A 12,234-nucleotide genomic window follows, 5' to 3' on the forward strand; every position below is an offset into this window, starting at 1 on the left:
AGGAAGAGGTGGACTAATGAGACCATTGGAAATTCTTTTCAACTTGATCAATGACGGGAAGTTGGTAGATGAAGGTCTTAAAGACCGCCATTTATTCAGGGTTGAGGATGTCAATGATTTGGGCAATGGCAGATGGGCTATCACCATAGAAAGGCACCCCCACGTGTTGGGGGCTCGGACCGTGGGCGAACCTTCAGACTTTTTCCTCAAACAGAAGGTCCACTACATTGTTAATGAACAGACTGAAGATCTTGACGACGTAGTTACTGAAACTATAGGGGTAGAATATGACATAGCAAGCATAGCGGAGAGGGAGGTAGAGTCCTTTGTTTTAGCTGGCTTGCTGGATGAAATAGAAAATGCCCAAACGGAAAAAGAGGCTGTTTCTCTAGCGGAAGCTGAGTTCAAGCAGGGCTCTTGGTTGTTCTCTATTGAAGAGGCTATCTCCGCGCATGGATTGGATGTACAGATATAGTATTTACCTGACACTGCCGCCCCTGGCGGGGTGATTTTTAGGCGGCCTTTTGGGACGCCTTTTCCTTGGGCTTCTTACGCCCGGGCAGGCCCTCCAGGAAAGCCTGACTCGGCGTCCTGCCGTTCATGTTCCGGCCCTGGTGCGCCCGCTCATGGTTGTAATGGCGCAGATACTCATCCAAGTCGGCCTGCATCTCATCCAAGGTTTCATACCATTTCTGACGGCCCTTGATCCGGAAATGCTCGTCCAAGAGCGTCCGGTGAAGCCGTTCCACGAAGCCATTGCTCTGAGGCCGACGCACCCTGGTGGTGCGGTGTTCGATCCCCTCAAGCTGCAGAAACAGCTCATACGGATGCTGGTCTGGCCGGCCGCAAAACTCTCGCCCATTGTCCGAAAGCACCGTCTCAATCACCGCGTCGTGGGCCTCAAAGCACGGCAGCACTTCCTCGTTGAGCACATGCACCGCCGTGACCGGAAGCTTGCTGGTGTACAGGCGACCCCAGGCGTGGCGGCTGTGGCAGTCGATGACCGATTGTAGATACACCTTGCCCACGCCCTTGAGCGCGCCAACGAAAAACGTGTCCACCGCCACCAGGGCCCCGGTGTGCCGGGCCTCGATGTGGCGGTCGCGAAACTCCGGGCTGAAGCGCTCCAAAGCCCGAATCTGCTCGTCGCTGAGTTGAATGTCCTGGGCGCGAACCGATTGCTCGAGACGCAAAAGACGCTCGTGCCGCGTGAGCATCTCGTGGCGACTCCACACGCCTCGCACGCCGCCGGAACTCACTTGCACGCCGCGAAGGGCCAATTGCTGCGACACGCGAAGCGCTCCGTGGGTCGGATACTCCAGGCTGTAAGCCATGATCGCCGCCTCAACCTCCGCTTCCACACGATTGGGATGCGGCCCCTTGGGGCCGGGCAAACGGTCCACAAGGCCCTGTGCGCCGTAGGTCTGGAAATTGCGCCGAATCTCGTAAAACTGCTGCCGCGAGTAGCCCATCAGTTTGCAGGCCCGGCTGACGTTGCTCAATTCCCCAGCAAGCTCTAGCAGACTCAGCTTCCTTCGTGCTACCTTCTTCTCCGTGGTCATGTTGCCCTCCTGTGTTGAGGTTTGTTCGAGTTTCGCAACTACAAACCTACCCCAACCAAGGGCGGCATGACCACTTCCTCTACGTGGTCGACTGTCAGGTCATTACTAGATCAGCACAGATTGGAGGAGATGTTGCCGCCTGATTTCTTAGACAGCTTACTTGAGGCTATCCGTGCAGAATTTATGGAGTATGCCATTAAGGCATGGAAAGAGAGGACTTGATGGGGGTAGTCGTTCGAGAGAAGGATAGTGGTTCCGGCGTCTGGTGGGTTTTCGTCAACGAAGACGGCCACCGCACCAGCCGCAAGGTTGGCAGTAAACGTCTGGCCCTGGAGGTGGCGGAAAAGATCAAGGCCAAGTTGGTGCTACGCAAGTGCGGGTTGGTGGCCCCGGAAAAGGTCAAGCTGCCCCTGTTCCGCGACTATGCCCAGATTTGGCTTGAGGGCTTCATCAAGCACACGCGGCGTCCGGCCACCTATGAGCGTTACCGAGACGTTCTGAAAAAGTACGTGACGCCAAAGCTGGGCAGCTTGCCGTTGGATCAGATCAGCCGGGGCCAGGTGCGTGATTTGCTGCTGGGCATCTACAGCAAAGGTCTTTCCAAGGCGTCGGTATGCATCGTGCGTGACACCATCAGCGGCGTGATGGGCTTCGCTGTCGATGAAGAACTGATCCCATCCAACCCCGTGATAGGCATCACCAAGCGGCTGAACCTGGGCCGTGACGACGGCAACACGGTTGAGCCCATGACCCATGAAGAGGTGGCCCTGTTCCTGGAGACGTGCGCCAAGCACTACCCGGAGCGCTACCCCTTCTTTTTGACGGCCTTCAGAACGGGCATGCGCCTTGGCGAACTGCTGGCCCTGCAATGGGGCGACATTGATTGGCACGGCCGTTTCATCGTGGTGCGGCGCTCGTTCAAGGGCGGATACACCACGTCAACCAAGACCGGCAAGGCCCGGCGCGTGGACATGTCCAACCAATTGTTCGAAACGTTGTGCGCTCTGCAAACCAAGCGCAAGCGTGAGGCGGTGGGAGCGGGGCGGGGCGAACTAGCGCCGCTAATCTTCCACAAGGGCGGCCTGCCCATCGCGCAAAATAGCGCCCGCAACCATTTCAAGCGGATTTTGCAGAAGGCCGGCCTGCGGGAAATGCGCGTGCATGATATCAGGCACACGTTCGCCAGCCTGCTTTTGAGCGCCGGCCAAAGCCCGGTTTACGTCAAGGAACAGCTTGGCCATTCCAGCATTTCCATGACCGTGGATATCTACGGCCACCTTATACCGAGCAGCAATCGGGACGCGGTTAACCAGCTTGACGAGGCCGCGCCGGAATGCACCCCCCGCGCACCCTACGAAACGAAGAATCCCGTAACCCATCAGGATTACGGGACAATTTCGTTTTTGGTGCCGAAGGGGAGACTCGAACTCCCACACCCGTACGGGTACTAGACCCTGAACCTAGCGCGTCTACCAATTCCGCCACTTCGGCATTTGCCCCGACAATCCCGCGTTTTTTATGCGGAACTTGCCAACCGGCACGGCGAAATATATAATCACTATCCGCGCCTGTCAAGGGGTTTCGCGGGCCTTTGTTTTTCTTTGGCGACATTTTGCATCGGAGGATAGGGCGACATGATCGTGCTGCGCGGCCTGGAGGAGTTGAGGCAAAAATACCCATCGCCCGTGGTGACGATCGGCAACTTCGACGGCGTGCATCTGGGCCATCAAGCCTTGTTCGCCAAGGCCAGGGAGCGGGCCCTGGCCCTGGGCGGCGCGTCGTTGGCCATGACCTTCGAGCCGCACCCCATGCGCGTGTTGCGGCCGGCGGTCAACCTGCCGCTGATCACCCCGTTGGAGCAAAAGCTGCAACTGATCGAGGCCCAGGGCGTGGACGTGGCTTTGTGCGTGCAATTTGACGCTGGCTTCGCCGCCCTCAGCGCCGATGATTTCGTGGACAAGCTGCTGGTGGCCCGCCTGCGCGCGGCCGAAGTGGTGGTGGGCTACGATTTCAGCTTTGGCCATCGCGGCCTGGGCGATCTGGAGCTGTTGCAGCAAAAGGGCGCGCAACACGGCTTTGCCGTGCACGTGGTCGGGCCGGTGCTGGTCGACGGCCGGGCAGTCAGCTCCACCAGGGTGCGTCAGGAGGTCGGCGCGGGTCATTTGGCCGAGGCGCGCAAGCTTCTGGGCCGCAACTATCGCATCGCCGGCACGGTGGTGAGCGGCCACGGCCGTGGGGCCAAGGTGGTGGGTTTCGCCACGGCCAACATCAAGGTCAGCGACGAGCTTTTGCCGGCCGAGGGCGTCTACGCCGTGCTTGTGCAGGATGACCAGGGCAAGCTGCACAAAGGCGTGACCAACATCGGCAACAATCCCACCTTCGCCGACGCCCAACTGAGCGTCGAGACCCATCTGCTAGATTATCATGGCGACCTCTACGGCAAGCACATAGTGGTCATTTTCATAGAATACCTGCGCGGCGAACAAAAATTCGCCTCGGCCGACGAACTCAAGGCCCAAATCGCCAAGGACATCCAGCGCGCCCACTGCGTGTTGGATCAAGACCTCAGCCGCCGGCAGGCCTAAACCGCGCCGGCGTTTTGGCCAAAGGCCATGCCCTCGATGGCCGCCAGCAACGGCCGCAGGCTTGGCGGATCAAGGGCCGACACTGGCCAGCCTTGGTGGCGATTGACCAGGGCCGTCACGGCCTCGGGGTCGGCCTTGTCTATTTTGTTGAGCACCAGAATCGTCGGGGCCTGGGTCAGGTCCAGTTCATCCAATGTGCGCTCCACCGCCGCTATCTGCTCCTCGACCATGGGATTGCTGGCGTCGGCCACGTGCAAGAGCAGGTCGGCCTGGGCCAGCTCTTCGAGGGTGGCGGCAAAGGCCTGGCGCAATTCTTTTGGCAGATCGCGGATAAAGCCAACAGTGTCGGTGACGATGACCTCGCGCTCCTGGGGGAAGCGCAGACGGCGGGTGGTGGGGTCCAGGGTGGCGAAGAGGCGGTCTTCGGAGAGCACGCTACTGCCGGTGAGGGTGTTGAGCAGGGTGGATTTGCCGGCGTTGGTGTAGCCGACGATGGAAAGCACCGGCGCGCCGCCGCGTTTGCGTTGGTCGCGACGGCGCTGGCGTTGCTTGCCCACCTCTTGCAGGTCTTTTTCCAGGCGATGCAGCCGTTCGCGCACGCGGCGGCGGTCGATCTCCAACCGGGTTTCGCCGGGGCCGCGGCCGCCGATGCCGCCGGTCAGGCGGCTGAGGCCGTCGTCGCGGCTGGTCAGGCGCGGCATGAGGTAGCGTAGTTGGGCCATCTCGACCTGGAGCTTGCCCTCGCGGGTGGCCGCGCGCTGGGCGAAAATGTCCAAAATGAGCTGGGTGCGGTCGATGACCTTGATGTCGCTGTCGGTGAGCAAGGCCAGGTTGTGGGCCTGGCCGGGCGATAGGTCCTGGTCGAAGACCACCACCGAGGCGCCTTGGCGCAGGGCCAGCAGCAGCACCTCGGCCAGGCGGCCGGGGCCCATGAGCGTGCGCGGGTCCAGGCGCTGGCGGCGTTGGACCACCCGGCCACGCACCTCCAGCCCGGCCGAGCGGGCCAGTTCGGCCAACTCGTCCATGTGCTCCTCGGCCAATTGACGCGAGCCGGTGGTCACGCTGACCAAGATGGCGGCGGCCTGTGCGCGCACGTCCAGGGGCGGGGCCAGGCGGGCAAACTCGTCTTCCAGCGATTGCACCAGCGCGGCCATGTCGTGGGGCGTCTGGCCGGCCATGAACGGCCGCAGCAGGCGGACGTCCTGGCCGTCCTCGGGCTGGGGCAACAGGTGGGCGACGCGCACCAGGCCCGGCAAGCCCTGGTCGTCGACGTTCAACACGGCCAGATAATCCCAGCGCCGTTGGGGCAGGGCGGTTTGGTCGGCCTGGGAGAGGCCGGACGGGCCCAGGGCGGTGTGCACCAGGGCCACGCCGGCCAGGCGGGCGCGGCCGTGGCGCATGCGGCTGGCGTCGATGTGGGGCAGGGAGTCGGGGCCGCCCACGGCGACCTGGCGCACCTCGCCTTTGCGGTCGACCACCAGGCCGATCTGTCGGCCGATCTCGTGGGATAGCGCGGCCAGGGCCCGGGCCTGCTCGGGCAGCAAGACCTCGGCCGGTGGCAGGCGACGGCGGTAGAGGTTGTTCAAGCGGTTGATCTGGCTTGGCTTAAGGCCTTGGGTCGAGCCGATGAGTTTGGGCAAATGGGCCTCGCGGTTATTGGACGAAATCGTCGTCGTGGGCTAGGTCTTCGAATTTGGTCAGATCGTCGAGGAAGGCCAGTTTGACTGTGCCGGTGGGGCCGTTGCGCTGTTTGCCGATGATGATCTCGGCGATGTTGTCGTCGGGCATGACGGGCGCGTCGTCGCCATCTTCCTTGTTGCTCTTTTGGCGATAAACCTTATCGCGGTAGATAAAGGCGATGACGTCGGCGTCTTGTTCGATGGCTCCGGATTCGCGCAGGTCGCTGAGGATGGGCCGTTTGTTGGGTCGCTCCTCGACCTTGCGGTTGAGCTGGCTTAGGGCCACCACCGGCAGGTCCAGTTCCTTGGCCAGGGCTTTCAACGAGCGCGAGATGTCGCTGATCTCCTGCTCGCGGCTGTCGGAGTTAGCGCGGCCGCGCATGAGCTGGAGATAGTCGACCAACACAAGGCCCAGATTATGCTCACTTTTCAGGCGGCGAGCCTTCGAGCGCATCTCGAGGACGGTGATGGCCGGGGTGTCGTCGATGAAGATCGGCGCCTGCGAAAGGCGGTCGGCGGCCTCGGTTAGGTTGGGCCAGTCTTGGTTTTGGTTCAGGAAGCCGCTACGGATCTTGGAGCCCGAGACCCTGGCCTCGCTGGCCAGCAGGCGCAGGCCCAGTTGTTCGGCGCTCATTTCCAGGCTGAATACGGCCGTGGGCACGCCGCCGCGCAAGGCGGCGTTGGCGGCGATGTTGAGGGCAAAGGCGGTTTTGCCCATGGACGGCCGGCCGGCGATGATGATCAAATCGCCGGGTTGCAGACCGGTGGTCAGGCGGTCCAGGGCCTTGAAGCCGGTGGTCACGCCCAGCACCTGGCCCTTGTTTTTGAAGCGCGCCTCAATGACAGCCAGGGCCGAGGAGACGACGTCTCGCATGGGCAAAAGGCTTTTGTTCAGACGCTGTTGGGTGGCCTGGAAGATGGCTTTTTCGGCGGCCTCCAGGGCCATGTCTGGATCGCCCTGATTGGTGAAGGCCTCTTCGATGCCCTCGGTGGCCGCGCCGATGAAGGCGCGCAGCAGGGCCTTGTCGCGGACCAGTTCGGCGTAGTGGTCCACGTGGGCCGGCGACAAGACTATATCGGCCAGCTCGGCGAGGTAGGCTGCGCCGCCCACCTCGTCGAGCCGGCCGTCATCGCGCAAACGGCTGGTTATGGTGATCAGGTCCACCGGCCGGCCCTTGTCGTAAAGGGTCAGCATTGCCGAATAGATATGAGCGTGTCGCCGGTCGTAGAAGGCGTCGGCCTTGAGGCTGGCGGCGATGCCGGCCAGCACATCCTCCCCTTGGCTGAGCACCCCGCCCAGGACGCCTTGCTCGGCCTCCAGGTCATGGGGTGGAACCCGCCTTGGGCCCGGTCCCGGCTGGGCCACGCGCTACTCCTCGGTTTGGGACTCCTCGACCTCTTTGCCGGCGGCGGCCTCGGCCTGTTCGTCCTTGGCGAAGACGCCCTCGACCGTCACCGAGACCTCGACGATCACCTGCGGGTGCAACTTGATCTTGACGGGGTATTTTCCCAGATCCTTGATCGGGTTGTCCAGCATGATGCGCCGGCGATCGATGTCGTGACCAGCCTCGGCCAGAGCGGCGGCGATCTCCTTGGTGGAGACCGAGCCGTAGAGCTTGCCGTGTTCGCCGGCGCGCACCTTGATGGTCACCGAGGCGCCGGATACGCCGGCGGCTTCTTGGCGGATACGCGCGGCTTCCTTGGCCTGCTGGACGGCGATGCGCTTACGCTCCGCCTCCACCGCGGCCATGTTCTTTTTGGTGGCCAGAACGGCCAGGCCCTGGGGCACGAGGAAGTTGCGGGCGTACCCGCGCTTGACCTCGACCAACTCGCCCGGATCGCCCAGGCCCAAAACCTCTTTGATGAGGATGACCTGCATTGGTGTTTCCTCCGCGGTCGGGCCGACCCGTTAGCGCCGGGTCGGCTGAAGTGATCATGTGTCAACGGCAGGCCCGCGCCGCGCGCCGGCATGGGCGCGTGGTGGGTGTTCAAGCGGCTGTGAACCTGCCCGCGGCCTGGTCTTGGGGCGGCCTACATATAAGAAGAGCCGAAGGGCAGCAGCGCGATGTGCCGCGAACGCTTGATGGCCAGGGTCAGCTCGCGCTGATGCTTGGCGCAGCAACCGCTGATGCGCCGGGGGATGATCTTGCCGCGCTCGGTGGTGAAATAGCGCAGGGTGCGCGGGTCCTTGTAGTCGATCTTTATGGTGGTGTCCGCGCAGAAACGGCAAACCTTGCGCCGACCGAACCTTCTCTTCTTGTTGACCATTGTGATTCCTCCCGCCGGTTATTCTTCCGAGTCTTCTTCAGTGTCTTCTTCCGAGAAACGCGAGTCGAAATCGTCGTCATCGGAAGATTCGGCGCTACGCCGGCTGGCCTTGGCGGCCGCCTCGGCTTGGGCCTGGGCGATGGCCTCCTGATCGAAAACATCCCCCAGCTTGACGGAGAGGAAGCGGATCACGCGCTCGTCGATCTTGAAATTGCGCTCCAGCTCGTCGACCACCGCGGGCTTGGCGCCATACTCGAACAGCACGAAAAAGCCCTTGGTGTACTTTTTGACTTGATAAGCCAGGCGCCGGCGGCCCCACAGGTCGACCTTGACCATCTCGGAGCCGTCTTTTTCCAGGATGCCCTTGAATTTATCGACGACGGCGGAGCACTCGTCCTCGGGCAGCTCTGGATCAATGATGAAAATGGTTTCGTAATGCCTCATTTGACCTCCCTTTGGTCTGATGTCCCCGGCCGCCCGGCCGGAGAAAGGAGTGTGACTTGAAGTGTCATTGGTTACCACTTGCCAGGCGATTTGTCAAGCCTGCGCAAGCAATTGCGGCTGATCGGCCCCCTGGGCGGCCGCCAGAGGCCCAGCAGCAGGCGATCGGCCGGGCAGAGGGCCAGGCCGTCGGCCTCGGCCGGCCGAACCCAGCGCAGGGCAAGGTGCTCCAGGGCGCGCGGTTCGTGGGGGCCGATCAGCCGGCAGCCAAAGGCCCACAAGGCCAGATCTGGCCCGGGCGCGCGGCGCTGGCGGAGCAGGCCCAGCAGGGCCAGCGGAGTCAAGCGGCAGGCCAATTCTTCAATGATCTCGCGGCGCAGGCACTGGCGCATGGTTTCGCTGGGCCGCCGCTTGCCGCCGGGCAACTCCCACAGGCCGTTATCCTGGCGCTGGGCCAGCAATAACCGGCCGCCGCGAAAGATGGCCGCGCAGGCCACGTCCATGACCGGCCGGGCCAGGTTCAAGGATGGTGGGGTCATTTTTTGCGGTCGGAGTTGGAGAGCATGCGCGTTTTCAGTTGCAGATAATGTTCCTGGGCCTCGGGATAATCGGCGTTTTTGTCCAGAATTTTTTCGAACAGGGCCAGGGCCTTGGCGTCGTTGCCCAGGGCCTCGTAAAGTTCGGCCAGGCGCATGGCCATGGCCAGGTCGTCGGGAAAGGCCTCCACCGCCTTGGCCAGGGCCTTGGCCGCCTCGCGCGGTTTTTCGCGGTCCAGGGCCAGGGTCGCGCGCATTTCGTAGAGCGATTTGGCCGCCGGTTTGGCCTCCAGGGCCTTGTCCAGCATGGCCGCCAGTTTGTCGGGCCGGTTGGCCGCCAGGCCCGGATAAACGATGGCCGCCACTTTGGCCGCGTCGTTGGCGGCGAACATGGCCGCGGCCTGCTCGGCGGCTTGATCCCATTTCTTTTGGCTGGCCAGGGCTTCGAAATAGGCCTCCTGCACATCCAGGTCGTCGGGTTTGGCCTTGGCCACCACGGCCAACTTGTCGGCGGCCTGATCCAACCGGCCGGCGTCCAGATGCAGCACGCCCAGGTTGAAGTTGATGTCCGGGTCGTCGGGGCGCAGTTTGCCCAGGCGGTCATAGAGCTCGGTCAGGCGCTTGCGGTCTTTTTTCTCGTCGAGCAGTCGGGCCATTTTAAGCAAGATGGCCGCGTCGTCGGGGCGCATGGCCGCCAGGCGCTCCAACTGGGCCAGGGCCTCGTCGCGTCGGCCGGCCTCCAAAAGGGCCGTGGCCAGGCGTTGTTGCAGGATGAAGTCGGTCGGATGCAGGTCGGCGGCCTTGGTCAGGACGTCCAGTTGTTGCCCGCGCCGGCCCAGCGCGCCCATTTGATCGGCCAGATCGTTCCAGACAGCCACGTTTTGGGGATCGGCCGTGGCGGCTTGGCTGGTGGCCTCCACGGCCCGTTCCGTCTGCCCGGCCAGTTGCAAGGCCTTGGCCTGGCGCAGCAGGGTGGCGGCCTTGAGGCGGCCCCGTTGCAGGCCGGCCAGGCGGTCCAGGCTCTCGGCGGCCTGGGGCCAGCGGCGCAGTTGCTCCTGGGCGGCGGCCATGTCCGAAAGCAGTTGGGCGTCCTGGGGGCTGGCCGGCAGCAGGCGGCTCCAGAGGGCCAGGGCCTGTTCGGGCTTGTCCTGCTTGGCGTAAAGATCGGCCAGCTTGCGTTGCAGGGCCGGGTCGTCCTTTTCGGCCAGGGCGGCCTTGAGCATCTCCACGGCCTGGTCGTATTGATGGGCTTCGATCAAAAGCCCCAGCAGCTGTTGAAAGACCATCTCATCGCCGGGGGTCAGCTCCCAGACCTTTTTCATGCACAGGATCTTGTCTTCCAACGCCTCGACGCTCTGGGCCCGGCGCAGCCAGTCCAGCGACGACGGCCGCACCAAAAGTGAGACAGTCCCCACCGGCAGGCCGTTTTTGTAGACGTCCAGAGCCACGGCCTCCACGTGGTAGACCTTGTCCTCGCCCAGGATTTCGCGCAGGGTGTGCGGCGCGCGCAGGTCGTAGCTGGGGTGGCTGCGCAGGCGATAATCCAGGCCAAAGTCAAACCAGGCGTCGGTGCTGGCTCGCACCACGTTGAAGGAGACGTCCGGGTTGAGGGCCAGGGCGCTGCCGGATTTCAACTGGATCAAGCGGCCGCTCACGGCCAGGTCGATGGTCTGCAATGAATAAGGGCTTTTGGGCGCGCTATCGGCTAGGGCCGTTGGCGGGCAGGGCCAAAGGCCTGTCAGCACGGCCAGGCATATCAGCATCGCAAGCGGTTTTGCCCTGACAACCATACGCACCAGACGCGCCTTGCCGCCGGGATTGGCGTTAATAAACAATACCGAACCCGGCCGCGATAGTCAAAGCGCTCGTGGCCGACTCAAGCCACCGGCTGGCCGCGCAGGCCGGGGCCACGGGGCGTTTCGATCAACTCGCCGGCCAGCACGCTCAGGCGCTCGCCCGGCGGCGGGCCATGCTCCAGGGTCACCAGGCAGTAATCGGCGCTACGGCCCAGGCCGCCGCCCTCGACGACTACCTCCAGCCGCCGGCCGATGCGCGAGCGCAGAAACGCCAGGTGCTTGGCCTGGCCCAGCCGCCGCAGCACCGCCGCGCGTTGGCCAACCTCGTGGCCCGAAGGCCGGCCGGGCATCTCGACCGCGCGGGTGCCCGGCCGGGGCGAGTAGGGAAACACGTGCAGATAGCTGATGGGCAGCGATTCCAACAGCTCCAGTGTTTGGCGATGGGCCGCGTGGTCCTCGCCGGGCAGGCCCACCAGCACGTCGGCCCCCAGGCACGGGCTGGGCAGGGCCGCCGCCAGATCACGGACGACCTGGGCGTATTGCGCGGCCGAATAGGGCCGGCCCATGGCCTTCAGCACGCGGTCGTCGCCCGATTGCAGGGGCAGATGAAAGTGCGGGCACAGGCGCGGCTCGGCGGCGGCCAGTTGCACCAGCCTGGGCTCGATCTCGTGGGATTCCAGCGACGACAGGCGCAGCCTGGGCCGGTCGTCGGCGGCCAGCATGGCCTCCAACAGCTCGGCCAGGCGCGGCTTGCCGGCCAGATCCAGGCCCCAACGACCCAGATGGATGCCCGTCAGCACGATCTCTTGCGCGCCGGCCTGGGCCATGCCCCGAAAGGCGGCCACGGCTTGCGCCAGCGGCAGGCTGCGCGGTCGGCCCCGGGTGGCGGGCACGATGCAATAGGCGCAGCCCGCGTTGCAGCCGTCCTGCACCTTGAGCAGGCCCCGGCCGCGCAACTCGCCCGGCTGTAGGGCGCCCATGCAAAACGCGCCGGCGTCGGGCGGCGGCGGCGGGCCCTGCTCCGGCCACGCTTGCCGGTCGATGATCCGGGCCAATTGGGCAAGCTCCGCCCGGCCCACCACGATGACGCCCTCGGCCAGATAGGCCTGGGCCTCGGCCTGAACCCCGCAGCCGCTGGCCACGACCGACTCCGGCCCCGCCACGCGGGCCAGACGCCTGGCCATCTGCCGTGATTGCCGCGAGGCCGAGGCCGTCACCGCGCAGGTAAGCAGTACGGCCAGATCGCCGCGCCGCGCCTCCGGCACGCGGGTCCAGCCCAGGGCCGTCAGTTCATCGGCTAGATGGGCCGCCTCGGCCTGGTTGACCTTGCAACCCAGGCTGTGCAGGCAAAAGCGTTTGGCCGACAT

The 12,234-nt window shown here is 64.0% G+C and carries 12 protein-coding genes and 1 tRNA gene; 3 read left to right on the plus strand and 10 right to left on the minus strand.

Translation table 11 applies throughout. From position 1 onward, the window contains the following. Window positions 1-16: 16 nt before the first annotated feature. Window positions 17-475: a hypothetical protein gene (locus DEBA_RS08610; RefSeq protein WP_148227826.1), complete on the plus strand. Its 459-nt coding sequence runs from the start codon at window positions 17-19 to the stop codon at window positions 473-475. A 37-nt stretch (window positions 476-512) separates the two neighbouring features. Here DEBA_RS08610 and DEBA_RS08615 read toward each other — a convergent pair whose 3' ends face one another. Beyond that, window positions 513-1,562, minus strand: a complete 1,050-nt coding sequence (locus tag DEBA_RS08615; RefSeq protein ID WP_013257321.1) for an IS481 family transposase — start codon at window positions 1,560-1,562, stop codon at window positions 513-515. Between the two features lie 221 nt (window positions 1,563-1,783). On the opposite strand from DEBA_RS08615, the gene DEBA_RS19035 reads away from it, so the two are divergent. Next, on the plus strand, window positions 1,784-3,013 hold the full coding sequence (locus DEBA_RS19035; RefSeq protein WP_013258543.1) for a tyrosine-type recombinase/integrase: 1,230 nt from the start codon (window positions 1,784-1,786) through the stop codon (window positions 3,011-3,013). On the opposite strand, the gene DEBA_RS08630 is transcribed toward DEBA_RS19035, so the two are convergent. Beyond that, window positions 2,967-3,053, minus strand: a tRNA-Leu gene (locus DEBA_RS08630). The genes DEBA_RS19035 and DEBA_RS08630 overlap by 47 nt on opposite strands. Before the next feature lie 143 nt (window positions 3,054-3,196). Here DEBA_RS08630 and DEBA_RS08635 point away from each other — a divergent pair. Next, entirely contained in the window at window positions 3,197-4,147 is a 951-nt protein-coding gene (locus DEBA_RS08635) for a bifunctional riboflavin kinase/FAD synthetase (protein WP_013258544.1), read from the plus strand. Here DEBA_RS08635 and hflX read toward each other — a convergent pair. From hflX to DEBA_RS08675, 8 genes are all read right to left on the minus strand, one after another. Next, complete coding sequence (gene hflX, locus DEBA_RS08640; protein WP_013258545.1) at window positions 4,144-5,787, minus strand: GTPase HflX; 1,644 nt, start codon at window positions 5,785-5,787, stop codon at window positions 4,144-4,146. The genes DEBA_RS08635 and hflX overlap by 4 nt on opposite strands. A 13-nt stretch (window positions 5,788-5,800) precedes the next feature. Continuing rightward, window positions 5,801-7,192, minus strand: a complete 1,392-nt coding sequence (gene dnaB / locus DEBA_RS08645; protein ID WP_013258546.1) for a replicative DNA helicase — start codon at window positions 7,190-7,192, stop codon at window positions 5,801-5,803. A 3-nt stretch (window positions 7,193-7,195) separates the two neighbouring features. Further along, entirely contained in the window at window positions 7,196-7,705 is a 510-nt protein-coding gene (rplI, locus tag DEBA_RS08650) for a 50S ribosomal protein L9 (RefSeq protein ID WP_013258547.1), read from the minus strand. Window positions 7,706-7,857: 152 nt separating this feature from the next. After that, complete coding sequence (gene rpsR / locus DEBA_RS18120) at window positions 7,858-8,094, minus strand: 30S ribosomal protein S18 (RefSeq protein ID WP_013258548.1); 237 nt, start codon at window positions 8,092-8,094, stop codon at window positions 7,858-7,860. An 18-nt stretch (window positions 8,095-8,112) separates the two neighbouring features. Beyond that, window positions 8,113-8,538, minus strand: a complete 426-nt coding sequence (gene rpsF / locus DEBA_RS18125) for a 30S ribosomal protein S6 (protein WP_013258549.1) — start codon at window positions 8,536-8,538, stop codon at window positions 8,113-8,115. A gap of 71 nt (window positions 8,539-8,609) precedes the next feature. Further along, window positions 8,610-9,074 (minus strand): NUDIX domain-containing protein, encoded by a 465-nt coding sequence (locus tag DEBA_RS08665; RefSeq protein WP_013258550.1) that lies wholly within the window; start codon window positions 9,072-9,074, stop codon window positions 8,610-8,612. Further along, window positions 9,071-10,747, minus strand: coding sequence for a tetratricopeptide repeat protein (locus tag DEBA_RS08670; RefSeq protein WP_187288525.1), 1,677 nt, complete (start codon window positions 10,745-10,747; stop codon window positions 9,071-9,073). Before DEBA_RS08670 ends, DEBA_RS08665 begins: the two co-directional genes overlap by 4 nt. A gap of 200 nt (window positions 10,748-10,947) precedes the next feature. Beyond that, window positions 10,948-12,234, minus strand: coding sequence for a MiaB/RimO family radical SAM methylthiotransferase (locus tag DEBA_RS08675; RefSeq protein WP_013258552.1), 1,287 nt, complete (start codon window positions 12,232-12,234; stop codon window positions 10,948-10,950).

Source organism: Desulfarculus baarsii DSM 2075 (assembly GCF_000143965.1).
Lineage (GTDB): Bacteria > Desulfobacterota > Desulfarculia > Desulfarculales > Desulfarculaceae > Desulfarculus > Desulfarculus baarsii.

Coding starts and splice junctions, on each gene's coding strand:
- DEBA_RS08610 (WP_148227826.1), top strand. CDS start 17: ATGAGACCATTGGAAATTCTTTTCAACTTGATCAATGACGGGAAGTTG.
- DEBA_RS08615 (WP_013257321.1), bottom strand. CDS start 1,562: ATGACCACGGAGAAGAAGGTAGCACGAAGGAAGCTGAGTCTGCTAGAG.
- DEBA_RS19035 (WP_013258543.1), top strand. CDS start 1,784: ATGGGGGTAGTCGTTCGAGAGAAGGATAGTGGTTCCGGCGTCTGGTGG.
- DEBA_RS08635 (WP_013258544.1), top strand. CDS start 3,197: ATGATCGTGCTGCGCGGCCTGGAGGAGTTGAGGCAAAAATACCCATCG.
- rplI (WP_013258547.1), bottom strand. CDS start 7,705: ATGCAGGTCATCCTCATCAAAGAGGTTTTGGGCCTGGGCGATCCGGGC.
- rpsR (WP_013258548.1), bottom strand. CDS start 8,094: ATGGTCAACAAGAAGAGAAGGTTCGGTCGGCGCAAGGTTTGCCGTTTC.
- rpsF (WP_013258549.1), bottom strand. CDS start 8,538: ATGAGGCATTACGAAACCATTTTCATCATTGATCCAGAGCTGCCCGAG.
- DEBA_RS08665 (WP_013258550.1), bottom strand. CDS start 9,074: ATGACCCCACCATCCTTGAACCTGGCCCGGCCGGTCATGGACGTGGCC.
- DEBA_RS08675 (WP_013258552.1), bottom strand. CDS start 12,234: ATGTCGGCCAAACGCTTTTGCCTGCACAGCCTGGGTTGCAAGGTCAAC.